General features: G+C 35.2%; 15 protein-coding genes. 9 read left to right on the forward strand and 6 right to left on the reverse strand.

What is annotated here, in order from left to right; all coding sequences use genetic code 11:
- The first annotated feature begins 70 nt into the window (after positions 1-70).
- From VB796_RS04405 to VB796_RS04420, 4 genes are all read left to right on the forward strand, one after another.
- Complete coding sequence (locus VB796_RS04405) at positions 71-616, forward strand: hypothetical protein (RefSeq protein WP_323345299.1); 546 nt, start codon at positions 71-73, stop codon at positions 614-616.
- Positions 616-1683: a hypothetical protein gene (locus VB796_RS04410; protein ID WP_323345300.1), complete on the forward strand. Its 1068-nt coding sequence runs from the start codon at positions 616-618 to the stop codon at positions 1681-1683. Before VB796_RS04405 ends, VB796_RS04410 begins: the two co-directional genes overlap by 1 nt.
- 69 nt (positions 1684-1752) lie before the next feature.
- Positions 1753-2184 carry a hypothetical protein gene (locus tag VB796_RS04415; protein WP_323345301.1) on the forward strand — a complete coding sequence of 144 codons (432 nt, stop codon included), beginning with the start codon at positions 1753-1755 and terminating at the stop codon, positions 2182-2184.
- Positions 2185-2287: 103 nt separating this feature from the next.
- Positions 2288-3865, forward strand: coding sequence for a glycerol-3-phosphate dehydrogenase/oxidase (locus VB796_RS04420; RefSeq protein WP_323345302.1), 1578 nt, complete (start codon positions 2288-2290; stop codon positions 3863-3865).
- A 109-nt stretch (positions 3866-3974) separates the two neighbouring features.
- On the opposite strand, the gene VB796_RS04425 is transcribed toward VB796_RS04420, so the two are convergent.
- On the reverse strand, positions 3975-4115 hold the full coding sequence (locus VB796_RS04425; RefSeq protein ID WP_323345303.1) for a DUF2256 domain-containing protein: 141 nt from the start codon (positions 4113-4115) through the stop codon (positions 3975-3977).
- Positions 4116-4180: 65 nt separating this feature from the next.
- Between VB796_RS04425 and VB796_RS04430 the strand changes: the two genes are divergently transcribed.
- The 4 genes from VB796_RS04430 (at position 4181) to VB796_RS04445 (ending at position 8532) form a co-directional block, all read left to right on the forward strand.
- Entirely contained in the window at positions 4181-4603 is a 423-nt protein-coding gene (locus tag VB796_RS04430; protein WP_323345304.1) for a thioesterase family protein, read from the forward strand.
- Positions 4604-4646: 43 nt separating this feature from the next.
- The gene (locus tag VB796_RS04435; protein ID WP_323345305.1) at positions 4647-6965 is read left to right on the forward strand and encodes a gliding motility-associated C-terminal domain-containing protein; all 2319 of its coding nucleotides are present in this window, start codon (positions 4647-4649) and stop codon (positions 6963-6965) included.
- 111 nt (positions 6966-7076) lie between these two features.
- Positions 7077-7436 (forward strand): LytTR family DNA-binding domain-containing protein, encoded by a 360-nt coding sequence (locus VB796_RS04440; protein ID WP_323345306.1) that lies wholly within the window; start codon positions 7077-7079, stop codon positions 7434-7436.
- A 136-nt stretch (positions 7437-7572) separates the two neighbouring features.
- Entirely contained in the window at positions 7573-8532 is a 960-nt protein-coding gene (locus tag VB796_RS04445; RefSeq protein ID WP_323345307.1) for a MoxR family ATPase, read from the forward strand.
- A 104-nt stretch (positions 8533-8636) separates the two neighbouring features.
- On the opposite strand, the gene ribH is transcribed toward VB796_RS04445, so the two are convergent.
- From ribH to VB796_RS04470, 5 genes are all read right to left on the reverse strand, one after another.
- Complete coding sequence (gene ribH / locus VB796_RS04450) at positions 8637-9113, reverse strand: 6,7-dimethyl-8-ribityllumazine synthase (RefSeq protein WP_323345308.1); 477 nt, start codon at positions 9111-9113, stop codon at positions 8637-8639.
- Between the two features lie 129 nt (positions 9114-9242).
- Positions 9243-9926 carry a tetratricopeptide repeat protein gene (locus VB796_RS04455; RefSeq protein WP_323345309.1) on the reverse strand — a complete coding sequence of 228 codons (684 nt, stop codon included), beginning with the start codon at positions 9924-9926 and terminating at the stop codon, positions 9243-9245.
- A gap of 324 nt (positions 9927-10250) precedes the next feature.
- Positions 10251-11585, reverse strand: a complete 1335-nt coding sequence (locus VB796_RS04460; RefSeq protein ID WP_323345310.1) for a murein hydrolase activator EnvC family protein — start codon at positions 11583-11585, stop codon at positions 10251-10253.
- Between the two features lie 5 nt (positions 11586-11590).
- Positions 11591-12445 carry a DUF4292 domain-containing protein gene (locus VB796_RS04465; protein ID WP_323345311.1) on the reverse strand — a complete coding sequence of 285 codons (855 nt, stop codon included), beginning with the start codon at positions 12443-12445 and terminating at the stop codon, positions 11591-11593.
- An 80-nt stretch (positions 12446-12525) separates the two neighbouring features.
- Positions 12526-14196, reverse strand: a complete 1671-nt coding sequence (locus VB796_RS04470) for a tetratricopeptide repeat protein (protein ID WP_323345312.1) — start codon at positions 14194-14196, stop codon at positions 12526-12528.
- Positions 14197-14617: 421 nt separating this feature from the next.
- Here VB796_RS04470 and VB796_RS04475 point away from each other — a divergent pair, with 421 nt between their 5' ends.
- A complete protein-coding gene (locus VB796_RS04475) occupies positions 14618-16081 on the forward strand; it encodes an aldehyde dehydrogenase (NADP(+)) (RefSeq protein WP_323345313.1) in 1464 nt (487 codons plus the stop codon).
- The last annotated feature ends 8 nt before the right edge of the window (positions 16082-16089 follow it).

Here is a 16089-nt window from a genome sequence, read left to right on the forward strand (position 1 = left end):
AACAATAACTATATTGGAGCAATCATTAATTTTAATGATTGCTTTTTTTCTGAAAATAATTTCTCACATTATGCCTGATAATACTAAACAAGAAGAAAGATTACAGTTCCTAAAAGACTGCTTAAATATTTTTCAATTACGAATGCAAAAGGATGAAGGCATTGATATTTTATTTGATGAGGATTTAGGAGGAGTTTGTACAGAAATTAATTCTTATTATTGGCATTTTATTTCAATGATTAAAGATGAAAAGAATCTAATGAATAAAAATGGTGAGGATAGTCCTACAAATGCAAACATATATAAAATTATCTCTGCCACAGAGTATTCTATAATCAGACTTCAGCCGATTCAGGGTAGCCAAAGCCGTGAATTTAATGCAAGACTTGCTTTTTTTGTTTCTTTTTATTTTTACCGTCATTGGTTTGCGGATGAGATTTCCGAAAAAACAGACTTTTTAGAAAATCCAAATCTTAGAGAAATTTGGGAGAAATTTACGCAAGATAGATTAACTTGGTTAATGAATTTTGACGAAACAAATAGTTTCCCGTTTTTTCTTAATAGTCAAGTATGGATGCTATTTGATATTATAACTCGTGGAAACATAGCAATATAATGAGTGAAGTTACTACTATCAAACAAGATTTTTTGAGTAAATTTGGGCTACCTGTTAGTTATGGAAGTAATGAAGATTTCCATTCATTTTTGTTTGATAAATTGTCTGAATTTACAGAATTTGTGACTAATAATACTTGTTCTATTGACTCCAATCATTGTGATTTACAACCAATTACAGGATGTTCAAATAACATTAGCCTAATCGTTGAAAATATTAAAGAAGCCTTCAATGAATACTACAATGGTCGCCCTGATGTGGCTTATGCTACTTTTGAAAGGGTACTTGTCGAGTTATTGCAGTTTGATGCCCTTCCAGAATGCTCCTTTCATAAAGAGTCATTTTATAGAATTAGGACTGATAAAACTATCTCTTCCCGAAAAGACATTTTTCACATTCCCTTTTCAAAAAGGACTTTAGTCGCCCCTCAGCGTTATAGTATTGCAGGCTTTCCTTGTTTATACCTTGCTAATTCAATATATGTAGCTTGGGAGGAATTTAATAGACCACCAATCGATACATTTAATTTTGCAAAATTCCAGTTTTCAACTCCTGCAAACTTTATAAATTTTTCTCCTATTGACTTTCAAGAAAGTATAGAAAATGTCTCAGAATTATTGGCGTTTTTTCAAAAAATTATTCTATATCCAATCCTTCTAATATGCTCTGTAAAAGTTTCAAAATCTGATAACCCTTTTAAGCCTGAGTATATTTTTTCACAATTTACGCTAAGGTGGTGTAAAGAGAAAGACCAATATGATGGTGTAATGTACGGTTCAACGAGAATTCATGATAATTCGAAAGGTAAATTCTACAATTTTGCTATTCCTGTTTCTGATTATCAGTTAAATACGGAAATATGTCCCGAATTAACTCAAAAAATGAAGCTAACCAAACCTTATAATATTTCAAAAATTATTTACCAAAATGATACAGAGGATAAGAATAATGTCATTTTGGAGATTTTTTCAAAAGAATTACACAAAAGAGTACCCTTTCGTGAAAGTATTTTTGCTCATATGGAAAATTTTCTACAAACAAAAGAATTAGGAAGTGTCACAAGATAGAAAGAAATTATTAAACTCTTTCCAACGTTTTGAGAATAGGACGTGTCTTTATAGAAAATATTTATAATTATGAAAGCAATCGCAATTTTCTTCTCAATCCTTTTGGTAGCTTGTACTTCAAAAGAAGATTCACTTACGATATTTGATGTGGTTAATATTAATATCGTTGGTAAATGGGCTCCAACTTATTTTACCCAAACCAAAAATGCAGATGGCACTTTTGGCGAATGGCATCGCATCAATACTTTCGTTGCTTTGCCTGTCTATGAATTTACGAGTGATGGGCAATTTTTGACCGATGGTAAACCTGGAGCAAACTGTTGTTTTGCAGGAAATAAGTATAGTGTTGCAGTCAATAAAATATCTTTTACTGAAACAAAGAATTGTCCAGAAGCTCTTTGTGTGGCTTGTCCTACCAGTTGGACTATCAATGAAATCAAAGGAGATACTTTGGTTTTGGAAGTATGTACTACAAGAAATAAATATATTAAAATAAAATAATTCACCAATTAATATAATTATTTAAAGTATAAATTGTAATAATAAAATTTATTAATATTTGATTAGATTATTTTCAATAATTTGCTATTGAAAACAATAATCTATGAATCGTCAAGAACAACTCAAAAAGTTACAAAACACTACTGAATTTGATATTTGCATAATTGGAGGAGGAGCAACAGGGGCTGGAATTGCCTTAGATGCCGTGATGAGAGGATTAAAAGTAATGCTTATTGATAAAAATGATTTCGCTGCTCAGACTTCTTCAAAATCGACAAAGTTGATTCATGGAGGGGTTCGATATTTAGAGCAAGCCGTCAAAAAATTGGATTGGGAGCAATACAAAATGGTGCGGAAAGCCCTGCGTGAACGTGAAATTTTACTCCAAAATGCTCCTCATTTATCTCGTCCATTGGCATTACTTACGCCATGTTTCAATTTTATCGAAGGAATTTATTATACCATCGGCATGAAAATGTATGAGTGGATTGCGGGTTCTCAGAATATTGCTAAAAGCGAATGGTTATCCAAGAAAACGGCTTTGAAATTGATTCCTGAATTGAAATCAAAACGTATGAGTTCAGCGGTTTTGTATTATGATGGTCAGTTGGACGACGCTCGCTATTGCTTAGCACTTCTCCAAACTGCGGAGGCAAAAGGGGCAACTATTTTGAATTATACGCAAGCCGTAAAATTCAATAAAAATGAAGATAGTGGTCGTCTCAAGTCATTGATAGTGAGTAATTTAATTAATGGAACAGAGTTGACAATTAATGCAAAAGTATTCATTAATGCCACAGGCCCTTTTGCAGATAGTATCCGAACGATGGCGAGTTCAAAACTAAAACCACGTATCAAAGTAAGTCGTGGGGCTCATATTGTGTTGCCTCGTAGCGTAATGCAAGGTGATACCGCTATTCTTGTTCCTAAAACTGACGATGGAAGGGTAATTTTTATGATTCCGTGGCAAGACCAAGTGTTGGTAGGAACAACCGACGAAGCTGACGAACTGTCTGAAAATCCAAAATTAGAAGATTATGAAAAAACGTATTTATTGGAATATGTGAATCGTTATCTTGATAAAAATGTTACGCCCGACCAAGTAAAAAGTGGTTTTGCGGGACTCAGACCGCTTTTGCAGGCTCAATTGCAATCGGCAATGAATTCAGATACAAAATCTTTAGTCCGTGACCATGAAGTTGAAATTGACCGTCGTTCAAAATTAGTCAGCATCATGGGTGGGAAATGGACGACTTACCGAATCATGGCAAAAGATACTTTAGACGAAGTTTATAAAGAAGTATTAAAAAAGGAAACGGTAAAATGTACGACGGAACATCAAGTGCTTTTTGGCGGAGAAAATTATCGTTTTGAAGATTGGGAAAATTTAGTAAATCAATATCAGGTTTCGGAAATTGTAGCTAAACATTTATTGAAAAAATACGGTGTAAATGCTCAGAAAGTTTTGCAACTAACTGAAAATGAACCTGTTTTGAAAGAACTTTTAAATCCAGAGCATCCATTTATCAAAGCAGAAATCAAATACGTGATTCAGTCAGAAATGGCTCAGACAATTGATGATGTGTTGGAAAGAAGATTAGGTTTACGTTTACGTGATGAAGCAGCCTCAAAAGCCGTTGAACCGTATGTGAAGGAAGTTTTATTAGAGAATTTCAATTAACTGTTTCATAAGTTATTTCAACTTCCCGAAATAACTCCGTTAGGGGTTTAAAACTTTCGGGAAGTTCTTAATCAAAGGTTTTGGGATAAAAATGATTCAAACCAATGATTTACTTTTTCTCATTTCTACATCTATCCGAGCAATATTTTACTTCTTCCCAAACTTTTTCCCACTTTTTTCGCCATGCAAATGGTCGTCCGCAAGTGATGCAGATTTTACTGGGCAAATCGGATTTTTTACGCATTTTCATAATTTTCAAATTATCTTCGATAAAATATTTAACCGATTTTTTGAAAGATTGTTTCTTAAAACCCAATGACAGATTTACTAAAAGATTACCCTTGTATTATTACTCAACAAGTTCAATGGGGCGATATGGATGCCGCCAATCACGTTAATAATACCGTTTATTTACGCTATTTTGAATCGGCACGTATTGAGTATTTCAACCAAATTGGCTTTATGGATTTTACGGGAGAAGAAAGCGTTGGGCCAATTTTGGCAGAGACAAATTGTAAATATAAAGCTCCACTAACCTTTCCCGATAATATCAAAATCACGGCACGAATATTGCCCGATTCTATTACGGAATACGGCTTTATTATGCAACACGTAGTTTATAGCGAAAAACTCCAACGAATTGCCGCTGAAGGTACTTCTCGGATTGTTTGTTATGATTATAAAAATAAACGTAAAGCCTTGATTCCTAATGATTTGATAGATAAACTGAGGATTTAGCTTTTGTAAAATCAATCGGCTGAATTTTCGCAAAATATAGACAATGAACCGCCATTCATTCGTGAAATTATTTTGTAGAAAGCCATTTCTACTACTTTTTCTGTATGCACTCCTGCAGGTGTGTGTATCTGCCCACGCTCAAACGACTCCGCCTTCCATTCTTTGGAAAAAAAACTTAGGCGGAACGCTCAACGAAACCCTCAATTCAACTTATGAAACAACCGATGGTGGTTATATTTTGGGAGGACAAACGTCTTCTTCCAATGGTGATGTGCAAGGCACTCGTAAGGGACTTTTGGATGCTTGGGTTGTGAAAATTAATGCCACAGGAGCTATTGAGTGGCAAAAAGATTTTGGCGGTTCTCGTGACGATATTATTACGTCTGTTAAAGAAACTGCTGACGAAGGATTTATTGTAGAAGGTTATACCGCATCAAACGACGGAGACTTTACGACTAATCATGGAGGAACAGATATTTTCATCATAAAATTATCAAAAACAGGTTCTATTGAATGGAAAAAGTGTTTTGGAGGAACATTAGATGAAAAAAGTGGAGAAATTGTGGTGAGTTCAGAAGGTGGATATTTATTGACGGGTAGTGCAAAATCTTTTAATGGCGACCTCATGGGGCAGTCTCCATTTGATGCTGATGCGTGGGTCGTAAAAATAAATGGTACTGGTGTAATACAGTGGAATCGTCTTTTCAATGGTATTTATACTGACGTTTGTAAAGCGGCTAAACAATTGCCCGATAAAAACTATGTGTTGGTGAATAACACGGGAACGGCAGCAGGAGCAAATCAGCGGGAAGATATATTTGTTTCAATTATTAGACCTAACGGAAATGTACTGTCTCAGGCAAGTTATGGTGGTAGCCGACAGGAGTTTGCTGCAAGTTTAGAACTTACTCCCGATGGCGGTTTTATCATTTTAGGAAAAACCAATTCTAATAACGGTTCAGTAACTAAAAATCAAGGAGATTTTGATGTTTGGATATTAAAAATGACTTCATCTGGGAGTCTGACATGGCAAAAAACTTTCGGTGGAAGTGGGGTTGATGGAGGAGTTTCAACTGAAGCATGGGGGAATATTCATGCAACCGATGACGATGGCTATATTTTTACAAGTAGTACCAATTCAATCAATGGCGACATTGCCATGCCAACAACGGCTTGGAGTGGTTCGCAAGCTCGTGTTTGGGTCGTGAAATTGAATTGTAAACAGAATATTCAATGGCAAAAAGTATTGGGAGGCAATGCAGGAGATTATGGAATATTTGCCAAACAAAATTCAGACCGTAGCTATTTTATTACTGCCAATGCAACCTCAAATGATGGCGATGTTGATGGGAATAAAGGGAGTAGAGATTTTTGGTTGATAAGACTTTCACCAGAACCTAAATTAAAGCCAAATTTAGCTGTTTCAGGGCCATTAACATTTTGTGAAGGTAATTCGATTAAACTAAATGGAGATTTAGGTATTTTGTATAATTATCAATGGCAAAAAGATGATGTTGATATAGTTGGAGAAACAAATACAAGACTAACTGTTAGTCAATCAGGGACTTATAAAATTGTAGCCAAGTCAAAAGATTGTCCAAAGCCACAGGCAGATACTTCTGTAAATGTGATAGTTACCTCAAAGCCTGTTCTTGTTTTACCAAAAGACACAACATTTTGTGTATCGCCCATGAAATTGACCGTAAGCACGGTAAACCCTGTTATTGGAGCTACTTATGCTTGGTCGTCGGGCGAAACAACTTCTGAAATTACTCCAACCACAAACGGGAAATATGAAGTAACTGTATCTGTTGGTGGATGTGTAGTAAAAGCAGAATCGATTGTAAAAAAAGGGAAAATACCTGTTGTTTCGTTACCAATACAAATTGAAGAATGTTTTGATGTAAGTACACCCTATATTTTAAGTGTAGGAACTGATGCAACGTGGCAATGTCGGTGGTTGCCAAATAATGAAACTTCCAATAATATCAATATTTCTCAAGCAGGAACGTACAATGTGAAAGTAACAAATGCCGATAACTGTTCGGTAGAAAAGAGCATTCAAATGATTTTGAAGTGCGTTTCTAAAATTTATGCTCCTAATATTTTTACTCCTAATGCAGACGGTAATAATGATACATTCTTAATTGTTGCTAAAGATGTAAGCGATTTTGAATTAAAAATTTATGACCGTTGGGGAGAATTGGTTTTCATGACAGAGTCGCAAACAGATGGTTGGGATGGCATATATCGTAGTCAAAATGCACCTGAAGGCACTTATACTTGGCAAATGAAATATAGAAATAGTAATCAACCTTTTGAGATACTTACAAAAACGGGAACGGTGATGCTGGCAAGATAAATGAGAAGTCAAAACTTAACACTTTCTTAAAGGAAATAAAAACTGCATTCGATAGTTTTATCTGAAATTTGTACAAACAAATCTGTAAGGATACAACTCATCAACGAAAATATGCAAGTTTTTAAAAGTAAAAACGAAAACCTACTGATTATTGACCAAAAGAAGAAAAAAACGCTTGACATTAGCCAAATAATTATGCTCAGAGGCTTTGCCAATTATACCTGTTTTTATCTTCAAAATGGAAAACAAAGCCTTTCTGCTCGAACCCTAAAATATTATGAGGGATTGTTGAATGATAAAGGTTTTATCCGAATTCATCGTGGATTTTTGGTCAATCAAAAATGTATATTGAAGCATAATATTGATACTTCTCAGTTAATTTTAGTCGAAGGTCATGAAGCTGAAATTTCTCGCAGACGTAAAAATGAATACCTAAATGGTATTAAAAATCGGTCTTCCATTGCTTCATAATCTTGTTATTTCGGAAAATGGAGGTTGTTCTTCCCGTTTTTTTTGCGTAAAATTGTTATCTTAAATAGGGATAAATTAGAAGGAGAAAGCCTACGTTTACTACTCTTTCTGAAAATAACAATCCGAAATCCATAAGATGACTTCACGAGAGAAAATAAAATTAGTTTTTGATGAAATGGGGAAGGTAGTTGTTGGTCACGAAAAACTAACAAACCGACTTTTAATTGGACTTTTTACGGGTGGACACGTGCTACTTGAAGGAGTACCAGGGTTGGCTAAGACTTTAGCAATCAATACTTTGTCGAAAATCCTTGACCTACATTTTCATCGTATTCAATTCACGCCCGATTTACTTCCTGCCGACCTTATCGGAACGATGATTTACAGTCGTAAATCCGATGATTTTGAGGTAAAGAAAGGACCAATTTTTGCCAATATAATTCTTGCCGATGAAATAAACCGAGCTCCTGCCAAAGTGCAATCAGCATTATTGGAAGCTATGCAGGAAAAGCAGGTAACGATTGGCGATGAAACTTATCCGCTTGACAAGCCATTTTTGGTGTTAGCTACCCAAAACCCTGTTGAACAAGAAGGTACTTTTCCATTGCCCGAAGCTCAAGTTGATAGATTTATGCTCAAAGTTTTTGTTGATTATTTGAATAAAGAGCAAGAATTGGAAGTGATGCGGAAGATGTCAAATATGGAATTTAGTTACCAACCAAAAGCCATTTTGAGTAAAGAAGATATTTTTGAGATTCGTAAAGAAATTAATAACATTACGATTTCAGAAACCTTAGAAAAATATATTATTGAATTAATTTTTGCGACTCGTAAGCCTGCCGATTATGGAATGCGTGAAGAAGGACGTTATGTGCAGTTTGGAGCATCACCACGTGCAAGTATCAATATGAACTTAGCTTCTAAAGTATTGGCGTATTTGGATGGTCGAGATTATGTTTTGCCAGAAGACATCAAAGAAATTGCTCCAGATGTTCTCAATCATAGAATTATGCTCAATTACGAAGCCGAAGCCGATGGAATTACCACTATGCAAGTGATTGATACCATTTTGAGACGAGTAGCTATTGGAAGGTAGATTGGTTACTGGTTATTGGTAGATTGGTTATTAGATATTGGGGAATTTTATACAATACTTCACCAATTAACTAATTCTCCAATAACCAATAACCAATATCTAATTTAGAACGCTAACATTTTCACTGCTGTAATTGCCGCTTCATCTCCTTTATTACCATGAATTCCTCCCGCACGGTCAAGTGCTTGTTGTTCAGTATTGGGTGTTAATACTCCAAAAATCACAGGTTTATCGTATTTTAAACTCACATTGGTTAAACCTTGAGCCACAGCGTGATTGATATAATCGTTGTGTTTTGTCTCACCTTGAATGACACAGCCGATACAAATAACGGCATCAATATCATTTTTCTGAGCCATTTTCTGAGCTGCAAAAGTTAATTCATAACTTCCAGGAACATTAGCTCTGATGATATTTTCTGGTTTTGCCCCATATTCCAAAAGCGTTTTTGCTGCTCCTTGAGCAAGAGCTTCCGTTACTTCTTCGTTCCATTCTGCTACTACCAAAGCAAAACGTTTATCGCTAATATCAGGAAGATTATTGGTTGAAAAAATACTTAAATTTTTATGTGCTGAAGACATGATTATTACAGATTTAAAAGTTGAATTTAGATTAATAAATTTGGAGAAATTGACTAATCTGGAATTAAAAGAAAAAAGGAACAGAACGTGAGTTCCATTCCTTTTTCAATGTTGATAATTTATCAATAATTACTCAGCTCCTTCTAAAACAGCTTTGAATTTCTTTGCATTGATAGCTTCTGAAGATTCAGCGTATTTTTCTACTATTTCGCTGTAAATAGCTAATGCTTCTTTAGGCTCTTTGTTAGCTTCGTAAGCAGCAGCTAATTTCATCATGTATGTAGGCGTGAAAAACTTATTAGCCTTATAGTCAGATGCTTTTTTGTAAAAATCAATAGCATCGCTATAAGATTTCTTTTCAGAATAAGCATCGCCAATTAATGAATACGCACGAGCTTGAACTAATAAATCTGAACTACTGAAAGATTTCAATTGCTCAATAGCAGTATCATATTTACCTTCTTTTAAATTGGCAACACCTGCATAAAAATTAGCCAAATTGCCAGTGTTCCCACCAAAATCTGATGCTACTTTAGCCATTTCTGTGGCAGCTACTTTATTTGAATCAGCTTCAAATTTATAAACAGCACCAAATAATTTAGCTTGTCCTTCTTCATCTTGTGAAGCAGTGTAATATTTGTAACCGAAATAGCCAAATAAGCCTACTACTAAAGCACCGACTACGCCATAGATTACACTTTTATTTTTCTCAACAGTCGTTTGAACTTTGTTTATTTCATGTTGAAATTCATGTTGCAAACCCTCAGGGGTTTCCAAAAATTCAAGCGGTGATTTTTCTTCTTTCTTTGCCATTTGTTGGTTTATTGTTATTGTTAATGGTTAATCGCCTTTGTAAGGAATTGAAAATGAGTTTAAAAGGCAATTAACTTATTGAAAGTTCCTGATTAAAAATCGGACTGCAAAATTATGAAAAGTCTTGGAATATTCCACGTTTGGTATGAATCTTTTAAAGGCTAAGTCAAAAAGAATGCCAATGTTAGTTTATAGAGCTTAGATTATAGCGGTTAGATAAAAGATTATAGCGGTCAGATGATAGAGTGATGTTGTTTATCTAAACTCTAATATCTGTAATCTGTTCTCTAAACTCTGTTATCTTTAATCTATACTCTAAAAAAATCATCTTCCTCTCAACCAATTCTCTGGATTTATTTTATCAAAATTTTTCCATACTTGAAAATTGATTTCTGATGTTCCGTCATTATCCGTAGCCACTACACCAATTTTTTGTCCTGAATGAATTTTTTGTCCTGTCGAAACATTCACATTTGATAATTTACTGTAAACCGTAAAATAGTCGCCGTGCTGAACTGCCACAATCATATTTGCCCCTGGAATTGATACCACCGATTGCACAATACCATCGTAAACTACTTTTACATCGTTGCCCGCACTGGTTTGAATATCTACGCCATTATTGTTGGTTTTAATTCCTTTCAACACTGGATGACGATGCACACCGAAATGGTCAGAAATAAATCCAGAACCTACTGGCCAAGGCATTCGTCCACGCAGGGCAGAAAATGACGTTGCCAGTTTACTTTCTTCGGCAGTCATGGCGATAGATTTATTGGACGACTCCGACTTATTAGACTTGCCAGCATTGCTACTACGAGAGTTGCGTTCACGTTCTTGTGAGCGTTTAATTTCTCGTTCTACAATTCGGGCAATCATATTTTCTAATCGTTCAACTGCCTGTTTATTGCTTGCTAATTGATTTTTGAGAGCTTTTTCTTTCTGACTCAGTTGGGAAACTACATCTGACTGTTTTCCTTTCAAAACTTGTAAACTTTGGGTTTCCGTGATTTTTTCTCGTAAAACTGAGGCTTGTTCTTGTTTTTTCTGTAAAACTTTTACTTGTTCTGCTAAGAGTTCTGTCCGTACTTTTTGAATTAAAACTGCTTGCTTTTCACGGGCTTCCGAGTATTGTTGGAGGTATTTGTAACGTCTGACTAATTGATTGAAATTGGCTGATGAAAACAAGAAGCTCAATTTGTTAAATTTATTACTTGTTTTGGCAGAAGCGAAAATCATTTTGGCATATTCCGCTTTCAGTTTTTCTAAATTTCCTGATAATTCAGTTGTTACACGAGAGAGTTCTTGTGCTTCATTTTCAAGGAGTTGTTGATTTTCAGAAATGATGTCAATTTGCCGAGATTGTTTGTTTATTCTTTCTCCAATGGCATTTAGTTTGCCAACACTCACTTCTTTTTTCTGCTCGGTTTTTTCAATAATTTTATTGATTTCCTGAATTTTTTGGAGATTATCACGTTTAGCCGCTTCCAATCTCGCACGGCGATTAGACTTTCGTCTATTCTGTCCGAATCCTTCAGAAATTGACAAACATAACAAAACAAGAAGCAGTCCAGAAATTAATTTCGGGGCTGCTTTTGTGAATGAGATATGTTGTAAGGAGTTAATGAGTTTAACGTTATTAAGTTTAATTTTTGTCAATAATGTTATTGAAACTTAAAAGGAAATTCTAACGCAGTATCAGACAATTCAACTTTTGTGTGTTTTAGTTGAATTAAAGTCTGGTAAAATTTCTGGTCATCAGGTGATTGTACATCAAGCGTCAATACACTTGTGTAAGGGAAAAGATACTGATTTAAAGTGGTAAAATCTTCAAAATCAAGTGTCATTTTTCGCTTAGTTGGCAATTGGTCTTCAAGCATGACTTTTTTCAGCTTTCTGTCAAATTCTCCAACATAATTATCAACTGTTACTTTCCCTTCGTTTTGTCTTAAAAGGAAAAACCCCTTTTCTTTTGAAACTTTATATTTCTTTTTGATAGGCTGACTTCCTACAATTGCTGATTGAATGATATTATAATTTAGCTCAAAATTGTATTCTCGGCTTAATTCAACGAAACTATATTTGTGATATTCTTTTTTGAATGTTTTGGTATTTAAGGCAAAAACAAAGGCAGAGTCTTGCGTTATTAATGCACGAGCTACTTCTCCAACAATTCCGTAAGTAACAGACAACCAAATAATACTATCTTTTTTTATTCTAATATTGGCAGCAACGTTTTCCGTTTTTCCATCTTTTACAATTGCTACTTTCGATTTTGCCTTCAAATACTTAAAGTCAATTTCATCAATTTTTACTTTTTCTTCCTCCATTTCTCCAACTTTTACTGGATTGTTAGGCGTTGTCACAACTTGTAAGGAATCTTTGATTATTGGAGGTGTACTGACTACTTGAAGGGAATCTTTAACTTCTGGTAGAGCAGTGGTCTGATTAATCTGTTGACGTTTACAAGAAGTAAATAATAGTATTGATGCAAGAAAGAATAAAATGGATTTGTTCATTTTTAGGGTTATTTATGAAGTAGCACAGGTTTCCGACCTGCTCAGAATACAGATAAAGAGGTTGAAAACCTTTGCTACTTTTATTCAATGAGCTTCATTTCAGCTATTTTCTGGTTTATTAATGTACTGGTTGTTCCAACTGTTTTTGCTTTTCTCCATTGTTCAATAGCTTTATCTTTTTCACCCAATTGAAAAAGTACATCGCCATAATGTTCTACAATTGTTCCACTATTACTTTTGTTTTGTTCAACGGCTCTTTCCAAAAATACTTTTGCTTTTTTGTAGTCTTTCATCACGTACAATACCCATGCGTAAGTATCTAAGTAAGTACCATTGTCTGGATGTTTTTCTACTAATCTCTCAGCCATTTGAGCGGCACGTTCTAATTTCTCTTTTCTTAAAGATAAAAAATAACTGTAATTATTAAGAACATGGTCGTTATTTGGGTCTTCTTTCAAAGCTGCTTCATAGGCATCATCCGACTTTTCGTGTTTGTTCAAACTATTATATGTATCACCCAATAAAGCATAAATATGTTGGGTTAAATCTGAACCTTCGGGAGCAAGTCTGCGGGCTTCTTCCAACGACTCAACCGCTTTGGCATGATTCCGTTTTTGATAATATGCCGAGCCGTTCAAATACCAAAATGCGGATTGATTTGGAAAAACCTCAATAGCTTCTTCACTGTGAACAATGGCACTATCTACTTGTCGCAATCTAAAGTCCATATTGATGATATTTCCCCAAACATCGTGAACCGATTTATCCAAACGGGCAGCTCTTACGTATTCGTCTCTTGCACCTTTTTCGTCTCCTTTTTGAAGTAACAAATCACCATAAATAGCATGAGATTTGGGGTCATTGGGGTTTTGTTTTACCAATGATTTTACCAAATTAAAAGCAGTTTCTCTTGATTTTTCATCTTTCACCATGCTCATATAACCCATCAAAATTCTGGCTTTGGTGGTGGCATCCAAATTGTTATCAGCGAAAGCTAATTCCAATTCACGATTACACTTTTCCATATCACCTTTTTCTTGATACAATTGTGCCAACATTACGTGGGCTTGGGCATTATCAGGATTAAGTTTTAAGATTTTTTCAAGGTATGGAATAGCTTTTTCGCTTTGCTTATTCGACATTAACAACTCCGCTTGGTCGATGCTAAATTCAATTTCTTCTGGGTCAGATGAAACTAATTTTTCGCCTTCTTTCACGGCATCATCAACTTTGCCAATTTTCATCAAAACCATTTGCTTCTGACGAGTTACTTCTTCATTTACGCCCATAATACGTTCTGCACGGTCGTAAGATTTCAACGCTTCATCGTACTGATTATCAAAAATATACACTGCTGCTTGTTCAACATGATATTCTGCTTTGGAAGGATTTTGGGCAATCAAATTCTGATAAACTTTTGCCGCTTCATCGTATTTGTGTTTGCGGACGTACAAATCTGCTAAAAGTTCACCATAATTAGCATTTTCAGGATCTTGTTGAACCGCTTTTTCAGCAAAAAGAATGGCCTTGTCTTCTTCTTTTAATTTTTGATAATTATTCGATAATGCGTAAAAAACACCGCTATTGTCGGGCGTGATTTCGAGGGCTTTTTGATAAGATGGAATGGCTCTTTCATAATCTTCCATCATATAAAATTTCATACCTTCGGTAAAATACGCCTCTGCTTCTTGAAGTTGCGAAGATGTATATTCTCCTTTTTTCTTGGAATCTTTCTTTTGAGAAAAGGACAATTGGCTGAATACCAGAGAGATAATCAGGAGAGTGGATATATTTTTATAATTAAATATCATCGAAAAATTACCAGCAAATATGGAAACACATTAAATATCAAAAGTCTTCAAAATTTACTCCCTTCAGTATTAAATATTTTTGTGTTTATAAAGCTATTTAGTAGATACGCTTAGAAAAAAGGTTTTCAAAAAATTACGAATCTATTAATAAATCATAATTTCTTGCAATTTAATAAAAATACGGTTAATAGATTGTATTACAGTATTTCCAGACAAAATATTTGCAATATTTATACCATACATAACGAAAAACATTGATTCTTGGTATTTTATTCTTTTTTTGAAAATGGGTTTCTGAAATTCTGTAAAAGCCTGACCAAAACAAGTGTATTTTTGTACTAAAATTTACTCAAAACCAATCATGCAACAAGTCAATGACATAATGCAACAAGCTGCCGAAGCGTTCAAAAAATATCGTAAAATTTCGGGAAAAGGAAAAGCAAACTTTTTAAGAGCCATTGCTGAAGAAATAGAAGGTTTAGGTATGGAATTAATCCAAACTGCCATGCAAGAAACAAATCTGCCCGAAGGACGCTTGCTTGGGGAGCGTGGACGTACCATTTTTCAACTCAAAACTTTTGCTGATTTATTGGAAGAAGGCTCTTGGGTTGAAGCTCGGATTGATTCGGCAAACCATCAACGTCAGCCAATTCCGAAAGTAGATTTACGTAAAATGTTAGTCCCAATTGGCACAGTGGCTGTTTTTGGGGCGAGTAATTTTCCATTTGCTTATTCAACGGCGGGAGGAGATACCGCTTCTGCTTTGGCGGCTGGTTGCCCAGTTGTGGTAAAAGGACACCCTGCCCACGCACGTACATCAGCAATGGTGGCAGGTGCAATTTTGAAAGCAGCAGAGCGTACCAATATGCCAAAAGGGGTGTTTGCTCATTTGGATAGTGGCGATGGTTTTGAAATTGGAAAAGCCTTAGTAATGCACCCAGAAACCAAAGCCGTTGGTTTTACGGGTTCGTTTGCAGGAGGAAAAGCCTTGTTTGATATGGCAAATCAACGGAAAGAGCCAATTCCTGTTTTTTCAGAAATGGGAAGTGTAAATCCCGTTGTTTTGATGCCCGAAAAAATGGCTCAAGATGCTGAAAATATAGCAATGTCTTATGCCAGTTCAATCACCTTGGGCGTTGGGCAGTTTTGTACAAATCCAGGATTGATTATTGGTATTGAAAACGAAAATCTTGAGAAATTTATGGATATTTTATCCGATGAAATTGAAAAAATAGCTCCTGCCACCATGCTAAATGAAGGTATTTACCAGAACTTTGAAGGAAAGAAAACTCTTGCTTTGGCACAAGATAAGGTAATAACTGAATCAGTTTCTAAAGTTGAAAAAACGGCTCAAATTCAAGGTATGCCAACAATTGCCTCTGTAAGTGCCGATGTGTTTCTGAAAAATCCGACCTTACACCAAGAGGTTTTTGGACCTTTTTCGTTGGTGGTAAAATGTGAAGATTTAGCTCAATTAAGGGAGGTTTTAGGACATTTAGAAGGACAACTTACGGCAACTTTAATGGCGACAGAATCGGAATTGCAAGCCAATGAAGCAATTGTTGATATTCTAAGAAATGTATCAGGAAGATTGAATTTTAATAATGTGCCAACGGGTGTAGAAGTTTGTTTTGCCATGCAACACGGAGGGCCATTTCCTGCTTCTACCGATGGGCGTTTTACCTCCGTTGGTCCTGATGCTATCAAACGTTTTGTGCGTCCAGCCAGTTATCAAAGTTTTCCAGATAGTCTTTTACCCGATGAATTAAAAGAAGCTAATCCCTTGAATATCTGGCGAATGGTGGATAATGAGTGTAAGAAATAGCAATAGTT

It is taken from the genome of Arcicella sp. LKC2W (genome assembly GCF_034931005.1).
In the GTDB taxonomy this organism is placed as follows: Bacteria; Bacteroidota; Bacteroidia; order Cytophagales; family Spirosomataceae; genus Arcicella.

Bases quoted from the DNA above. Each gene is read 5' to 3' on its own strand.
- VB796_RS04405 (WP_323345299.1), top strand. From the start codon at position 71: ATGCCTGATAATACTAAACAAGAAGAAAGATTACAGTTCCTAAAAGAC.
- VB796_RS04410 (WP_323345300.1), top strand. From the start codon at position 616: ATGAGTGAAGTTACTACTATCAAACAAGATTTTTTGAGTAAATTTGGG.
- VB796_RS04415 (WP_323345301.1), top strand. From the start codon at position 1,753: ATGAAAGCAATCGCAATTTTCTTCTCAATCCTTTTGGTAGCTTGTACT.
- VB796_RS04420 (WP_323345302.1), top strand. From the start codon at position 2,288: ATGAATCGTCAAGAACAACTCAAAAAGTTACAAAACACTACTGAATTT.
- VB796_RS04425 (WP_323345303.1), bottom strand. From the start codon at position 4,115: ATGAAAATGCGTAAAAAATCCGATTTGCCCAGTAAAATCTGCATCACT.
- VB796_RS04430 (WP_323345304.1), top strand. From the start codon at position 4,181: ATGACAGATTTACTAAAAGATTACCCTTGTATTATTACTCAACAAGTT.
- VB796_RS04435 (WP_323345305.1), top strand. From the start codon at position 4,647: ATGAACCGCCATTCATTCGTGAAATTATTTTGTAGAAAGCCATTTCTA.
- VB796_RS04440 (WP_323345306.1), top strand. From the start codon at position 7,077: ATGCAAGTTTTTAAAAGTAAAAACGAAAACCTACTGATTATTGACCAA.
- VB796_RS04445 (WP_323345307.1), top strand. From the start codon at position 7,573: ATGACTTCACGAGAGAAAATAAAATTAGTTTTTGATGAAATGGGGAAG.
- ribH (WP_323345308.1), bottom strand. From the start codon at position 9,113: ATGTCTTCAGCACATAAAAATTTAAGTATTTTTTCAACCAATAATCTT.
- VB796_RS04455 (WP_323345309.1), bottom strand. From the start codon at position 9,926: ATGGCAAAGAAAGAAGAAAAATCACCGCTTGAATTTTTGGAAACCCCT.
- VB796_RS04465 (WP_323345311.1), bottom strand. From the start codon at position 12,445: ATGAACAAATCCATTTTATTCTTTCTTGCATCAATACTATTATTTACT.
- VB796_RS04475 (WP_323345313.1), top strand. From the start codon at position 14,618: ATGCAACAAGTCAATGACATAATGCAACAAGCTGCCGAAGCGTTCAAA.